This window comes from Candidatus Protofrankia californiensis (assembly GCF_900634765.1).
GTDB lineage: Bacteria > Actinomycetota > Actinomycetes > Frankiales > Frankiaceae > Protofrankia > Protofrankia californiensis.
The window spans coordinates 1,485-7,988 of record NZ_CAAAFT010000156.1 but is presented as its reverse complement, the minus strand read 5'-3'; the positions used below and the strand labels follow the sequence as shown (position 1 = coordinate 7,988).

Below are 6,504 nucleotides of genomic sequence, written 5' to 3'. Positions count from 1 at the left end.
GCCGCCTTCGGCTCCGAGAACAGCCTGAACTTCCTACGCCTGGTTTTCGCGGCCCTCGTCATGATTGGCCACGGATGGGCGCTGGGAGAGTTCGGCCTGTTCCGGCTCGGGCGTTACGAGGTGAGCGCGCTCGCCGTCGACTCGTTCTTTGTCATCAGCGGGTTCCTCGTCACCCGCAGCAACGTGCAGGTGGGCACGACCGCCCGTTTCCTGTGGCACCGCTTCCTACGGATCTACCCGGCCTTCTGGGTCTGTCTCGTCGTCGTCGCCGGATTCTTCGCACCGCTGGGCTGGCTGCACGCCCACGGGTCACTCGACGGCTTCCTGAACGCAGACCACGGACCGGTCCAGTACATCGTCCGGAACGGCACGCTCCACATGCAGTTCTACGACGTCTCGGGAACCCCGGCCGGCAACGCTGCGGGCGCGGCACCCGCCACGGATTCGGGCTCCTGGAACGGTGCGCTCTGGTCGTTGTGGTGGGAGTTCCTCTGCTACCTCGGTGTGGCCGTTCTAGGAGCGATCGGCGTGCTGCGGCGGCGGCGGGCGGCCGTCGCCGTGCTGACCGCCGCCATGTGGTCCGCACTGGTCGTACACTGGCTCGCACCGGAGGTCGCCGGCGGTCTGCTCGGGAGTTCCATCGCCGAGGGAGCCCTCCGGCTGGGCCCGCTGTTCCTCTGCGGGTCCCTGCTGTTCCTCTACGGGGACCGGGTGCCGATGTCCGGCCAGCTCGCGGCGGCGGCGGCCGTTGCCGTGATGGGTTCGACGTTCCTGAGCGAACCGCACCTGATCCTGGCCCCGCCGCTGGCCTATCTGTGCCTGTGGCTGGGAATCCGGCTTCCGTTCCACCGGGTCGGGGCAAGAAACGACCTCTCCTACGGCCTGTACATATACTCGTCCCCGGTGCAGCACCTCATGGCGATCCACGGGCTGCACCGGTACGGCGCGCCGGTGTATTTCTTGGCGTTCACAGTGGGGTCGGTCGCCCTTGCCGCGGGCAGCTGGTTCGCGGTCGAGAAACATGCGCTGAAGCTGAAACACTGGACGCCCACCAGGCCGAAGACGAGGCAACCGTTCTTCTGGCACACCCGGGCCGCTCGGTGGCGCATCGGCAGCCGCGTCGCGCCACAGGTGGCGCTCCCGCAGCAGGAGAACAGGCTTGGGGAAGCCGTCGGCAACACCCTTCCGGAAGCCGCGACCACCGAGCCTCCCGGCACGACCGGGAAATGAGACAGGACACGCGGCAACGCTGACAGCCGGGCCGCAGAAGGTCGCGTGCACTTCTCCGGCCCGGCTGTCACAAAGAATTTTTCAGCGGCGCTCCCACGCTTTTCCGAACGTTATCGGGCCGACTTTCATCGACCAGGAAGAGAAGCGCCAGAAAAATCCAGATGAAAAGCGCCACGCGGTTGGCCGTGAAAGCGGGAAGGCCCGCGGTCGCCGCCACGCTCATACCGAGCACCGATGTGGCGAAGGGGCGCTGTGGCCCCGCCGGCGCCGGTCGCCCGCTGATCCACACCCCGATCAGAACAGCCAGCACGAGTGCGAACAGCACCACCCCGACTATCCCACCGACGATGACCGCCTCGACCCAGGAACTGTCGTACGACACGGCGAGTCCACCGGCTCCGTAGCCGAACCAGGGCTGGGTGGCGAGGACATAGTCGAATGCCACCCCGGACGCGCCGTTCGACCCCAGCCGACCCGCCGTGTATTTTTCCACGGTGCTGCTGCCGTCGTTTCCGCTGAAGAGCATGGACAGCATCCACGCGCCGCGCCACTGCGGAATGTCGACCTGGGTGAGGGCAACCCTGATCATCCCCGCCATCCCGACGATGACCAGCACCCGGCGGACCCGGCGGCCCTGACGTACCGCCTGCCACAGCGCCAGCGGCATGCCGACCAGCAGGAACATCTTCGATGCGCTCAGGACACCACCGACGAGCACGGGCGTGGCAACGAGCCCGAGCGGAACCGGTCGGTCCCGGCCGGGTCGGGCGAAAAGATAGACCGCCGCGAACAGCGCGAGGGAGTAGGCGATCCCGGCCTCGGCCGGCTGCGCGAAGATCCCGGTCAGCCGACCGTTGCTGAATGCACGGACGGCGACCGTCGTCTCGACGGTGGCCGGCGCGTAGCCCCAGAACTTCTGCAACCATCCGGTCGGATTGACGAAGAGACCGGTGAACGCAATTATTCCATTACCGGCGGCCAACGCAACAAAGGCTTTGCACACGACGTCCAGCAAGGCCAGCCGTGTATAGCCGGTTGCCATCCAACAGCTCACCAAAAGCAATACGGCCAGCGGGTACAGATAACTGTCGACCCCCGACAGCGGACTGCCGGGGAGAAAGCGACCGGGTATGGCGGAGCGATCCGGGTTGATTATTATCGAAAATGCCAGCAACGCCCATAGGCCCAGTACACACGCGTACAGACCGCCGAACCTCAGCCGCGACACCAGAAACGGCAGTGCGGCCAGCAGCGACCCGTAGACCACCAACTGCTCGGTCCTGACACCATTTGTCAGGTAGGGTCCGAACGCGGCCACAACAACGATCACAGGCCAGGCGCGGACCAGCAGACGGCGGCGGCCGGTGCGGGACAGATCCATGTTCAGCATCGGCCGCGGTGGCCTCCATCCTGTTCGTTACGGGGCTCTGTTCGGTGCGGGGCGGCCGGCAGCGACGTTCGTCGCAAGGCAACAGACCACCAACAGACAACGATGTTCGTCGCAAGGCGGCAGGGAGCAACACCCCGTAATTCATTCGTCAACGGTCACCCGGGCGAGTGGAAGGTGGGGTTCGACGACCGGGAAGACGCCGAAAAGAAGGCCGGCGGCCACCGCCGCGGCGAGCAGGACCATCAGCACGACCTTCGATGCGAATCCGCCGGGTAGACGACGAAAAATCCATCCGTACACCCCCTCACCCCCCGGCCAGTTCAGGGGGCTGCCCGGCCGATTTCAGCCAGGTGCCGGTAAGCTCGCCGAAAACGATCAGCCGGGTGCTGGCCGAGTATTTCGGATTGCAGGTCGTAAACGTCAGCAGGCTTTTCGTGGGCCGCGCGCCGGGCCGCTCGGGTACCGGCAGGATCACGTCCGTCCGCGTGGGGTCGACCACGTCCGAACCGGTCACCCGATAGACGAAATAGCGGTCCCGCATCTCGACCACAACTGGTTCGCCGACCTGCAGCTCGTCCAGCCGGCTGAACGGACGGCCGTATGTGGTGCGATGCCCGGACACGACGAAGTTGCCGACCTCGCCGGGCCACGCAGTCCCCGGATAATGTCCAGGACCTTGTCGTAACGCGCCGTCCGATACCCCCTCGACGACAACCGGAGCGTATCCGCTGCCGAAACGGGGTATGTGCAGCACAGCCACACCGTTACCGCCGGCCGGGGGCGCCGGTCGCAGCCCCGATGAGCCTTCCGGCCATGTCGCCGGGGCCGTGGCCACCCACTGCTGGGACAGTTCGGAGCGCAGCCGGCTCTGGGTGCGCGCCTGCAGGATGTCGGTGACCCACAGCTCGTAGACCACGAAAAGCGCCACCAGAAGCCCAACCGTGATCAATAATTCGCCGAGACCCCGCACGAGGCGTCCGGGCAGCCTGCCTCCACCGCGTGACGCGGGCTGCCGACCAGATGCAGGCTGCCGACCATCCGCAGCGGCCTGTCTGCCGGGTGGACGCGTCAACCCGGCCCCCACCACGGCAGGGGACTCACCCGCCTGCGTCCGCAGCCCGTTCCAGGGCTCGGGAACGCTCCAGGACTCGGGAAGAGGCAGCACAGTACCCATGCGAGCACTTTAAGTCATCAGAGGACTACTACCCCACTCAGACCCGCAGGGGCGGCTCCAACCGGTTTGCCGGCGTCAGGGCACAACCGGCCCCAGGGCACGGCCATGGGTCACGTCGTCACCTATCGTCCGGAGCGGGCCGGTATTGGTCGGCATGCCGGTCGAGCGCCCATGCCAGTACACCGATCACCACGACAGCGACCGCCACACCACCGACGACATCGGTAGCGTAGTGATAGCGCAACACGACGACGCCGAGGCCGACGCCGGCGCTGAAGACGGCGGCCACGTACCAGAGCAGAATGCGCACGAACCCTGGCAGCCTCCGCCGTAGTGCCGCACCGGGTAGCAGGAGCAGCACGAGAACGGCCGCGACCGCACAGGCACCGGTGGCATGCCCGCTGGGAAAGGCAAACCCTCCGCCCAGCCTGCGGTCGATCAGCGGCTTGAGAACCCACTGTGTGAGCGCTGCGGCCGACACCGGCCCGGACAGGCTGAGCAGGGCGGCCCGGTGAACGCGAAATACCATGCACAGCCCCGCCAGCGCGACGGAGGCCAAGGCGACGTTTCCCGGATTTCCAAGCTGGATGACTATCTCGAACAGGTGCCACTGCCGGCCGAAGCGATGGACCAGCCGCGGGTCGACCACTGCGTCGACGTAGCTGGGGCCGCGCCGGCCCGCCAGCTCCCAGGACAGGACTCCCAGGACGAGCAGCCACGGCAGCACGATCAGCGCCCACAACCGCTGACGCAGCAGGGGCGGCAGCAGCGGAATCGGCGATACCAGCGGTATGGACGGCGATACGCCGGATCGCGGATGCGGGTGACGAGATACCCTCGCGGGTCGTCTACTCCAAATAGTCACGCAGTTTCTGTGACCGGGACGGGTGACGCAGCTTCGACAGCGTTTTCGACTCGATCTGCCTGATGCGTTCGCGGGTGACCCCGAACTCCCGACCGACCTCCTCCAACGTGCGCGGATGCCCGTCGGTCAGCCCGAACCGCAGCTGGATGACCTTCTTCTCCCGGTCGGAGAGCGTGTGCAGGACCGAGTCGAGCTGCTCCTGCAGCAGGATGAAGCTGGCCGCGTCAACCGGCACGACCGCGTCGCAGTCCTCGATGAAATCACCGAGGTGGGAGTCCTCCTCCTCACCGATCGGCGTCTCCAGGGACACCGGCTCCTGGGACACCTTGAGGATCTCACGCACCTTGTCGGGCGTGAGGTCCATCTCCTTGGCGATCTCCTCAGGACTCGGTTCACGACCCAGGTCCTGCAGGAGCTGCCGCTGGATGCGGATCAGTTTATTGATCGTCTCGACCATGTGCACCGGGATGCGGATGGTGCGTGCCTGATCGGCGATGGCACGAGTGATCGCCTGACGGATCCACCAGGTGGCGTAGGTGGAGAACTTGTAACCCTTGGTGTAGTCGAACTTCTCCACAGCGCGGATCAGACCGAGGTTGCCCTCCTGGATGAGGTCCAGGAACAACATGCCACGGCCCACGTAACGCTTGGCGATCGACACCACCAGCCGCAGGTTCGCCTCGACGAGCTTGCGTTTGGCGATCTGCCCGTCACGCTCGATCGCCTCGAGGTCGCGGCGCATCTGCGGAGCGGTCTTGCGGGTGGCCGCCGCGAGCTTCTCGGAGGCGAACAGGCCGGCTTCGATCCGCTTGGCGAGGTCGACCTCCTCCTCGGCGGTCAGCAGCGGAACCTTGCCGATCTCCTTGAGATACATGCGTACCGGGTCGGAGGTCGGCGCCTTGAGCGCCAGCTCCTCCTCCTCACGACGACGCCGGGCGAGCAGGTCACTGTCCTCGGCGTCCTCCCCACCCGCCTCGAGAATCTCGATGCCCTCGTCGTTGAGGACCTGTAGGACGGCGTCGGTCTGCTCCGGCGGCAGCTCGGCCGCCTGCAGGGCGACCGTGACGTCCTCGGTAGTGAGGAAACCGATCTCCTTGCCTCTGGTGATGAGGTCCTTGACCTCGTCCACCTGGGCTTCGCGCGGTAGGACGGCTGGACTCATGGTCGGAATCTCGTCACTTCCTTCTCGGGATCGACCCAGGTTACGCGGCACCCAGGCCCCGCTCCCGGAGTTGGCGCTTGTGCTGTTCCAAGGCGATCAACTCACCATATGCGTGCTTGAACGTCTCGGCGTCGGTTACGGGATTGAGCCGCTGCACACGCGACTTCAGATCCGCAATGCGACGGGTCACCTGCAACTCCTGTACGCGTGACATCTGCTCATCGACATACCGGTCGTCCACATCGTGGTCACAGAACACCGCCTCCACGGCAAGCTCGATGACGAACCGCCGAAGCTCGTCCTGCCCGGCCGCCTCCGCCACCGCGGAAACCCAGGTCGAGACGTCACCAGCGGCGGACAGACCGGCGCACACACCGCCTGCGGCGGCGATGACCTCACGGACGCCACGATGCGCCCGAACCGTGAACAACTCCGGCGACAGCGTGTCGAACACCGGACCGGCAAGCCCCGGATACTGCAGGGCGACCTTGAGCACCTCCCGTTCGACCGCCACGACGGCGTCGTCCGCGACGGCATCGCGCTGACGCGACCGGTCCGGCCGGTCGACTCGGCCGCGGACGGGGCCGTCGAGGGACTCCGCACCACCAATGCCACCACGTGGCTGATGCTCAGCGACCCGCCGCACCACGAACTCCTCGTCCAAGAAACCAAGCCAGTTATCC

Annotated in this window: 5 protein-coding genes and 1 pseudogene; 1 reads left to right on the top strand and 5 read right to left on the bottom strand. The window is 66.3% G+C overall.

What is annotated here, in order from left to right; genetic code table 11:
- A partial coding sequence (locus tag DD1DGNOD_RS09025; RefSeq protein WP_165036541.1) for an acyltransferase family protein occupies positions 1-1,230 on the top strand: 1,230 nt, incomplete at its 5' end.
- A gap of 67 nt (positions 1,231-1,297) precedes the next feature.
- Here the strand turns inward: DD1DGNOD_RS09025 and DD1DGNOD_RS09020 are convergent.
- The 5 genes and pseudogenes from DD1DGNOD_RS09020 to DD1DGNOD_RS09000 all read right to left on the bottom strand — a co-directional run.
- A complete protein-coding gene (locus DD1DGNOD_RS09020; protein WP_206443041.1) occupies positions 1,298-2,620 on the bottom strand; it encodes a hypothetical protein in 1,323 nt (440 codons plus the stop codon).
- Between the two features lie 304 nt (positions 2,621-2,924).
- On the bottom strand, positions 2,925-3,590 hold the full coding sequence (locus tag DD1DGNOD_RS09015) for a class E sortase (protein WP_346434297.1): 666 nt from the start codon (positions 3,588-3,590) through the stop codon (positions 2,925-2,927).
- Positions 3,591-3,912: 322 nt separating this feature from the next.
- Complete coding sequence (locus DD1DGNOD_RS09010) at positions 3,913-4,659, bottom strand: phosphatase PAP2 family protein (protein ID WP_165034868.1); 747 nt, start codon at positions 4,657-4,659, stop codon at positions 3,913-3,915.
- Positions 4,643-5,821: an RNA polymerase sigma factor gene (locus DD1DGNOD_RS09005; protein WP_131766173.1), complete on the bottom strand. Its 1,179-nt coding sequence runs from the start codon at positions 5,819-5,821 to the stop codon at positions 4,643-4,645. The genes DD1DGNOD_RS09010 and DD1DGNOD_RS09005 overlap by 17 nt, the downstream gene beginning before the upstream one ends.
- 40 nt (positions 5,822-5,861) lie before the next feature.
- Positions 5,862-6,504, bottom strand: a pseudogene (locus DD1DGNOD_RS09000) (DNA primase); the annotation flags it as partial.

Coding starts and splice junctions, on each gene's coding strand:
- DD1DGNOD_RS09005 (WP_131766173.1), bottom strand. CDS start 5,821: ATGAGTCCAGCCGTCCTACCGCGCGAAGCCCAGGTGGACGAGGTCAAG.
- DD1DGNOD_RS09020 (WP_206443041.1), bottom strand. CDS start 2,620: ATGCTGAACATGGATCTGTCCCGCACCGGCCGCCGCCGTCTGCTGGTC.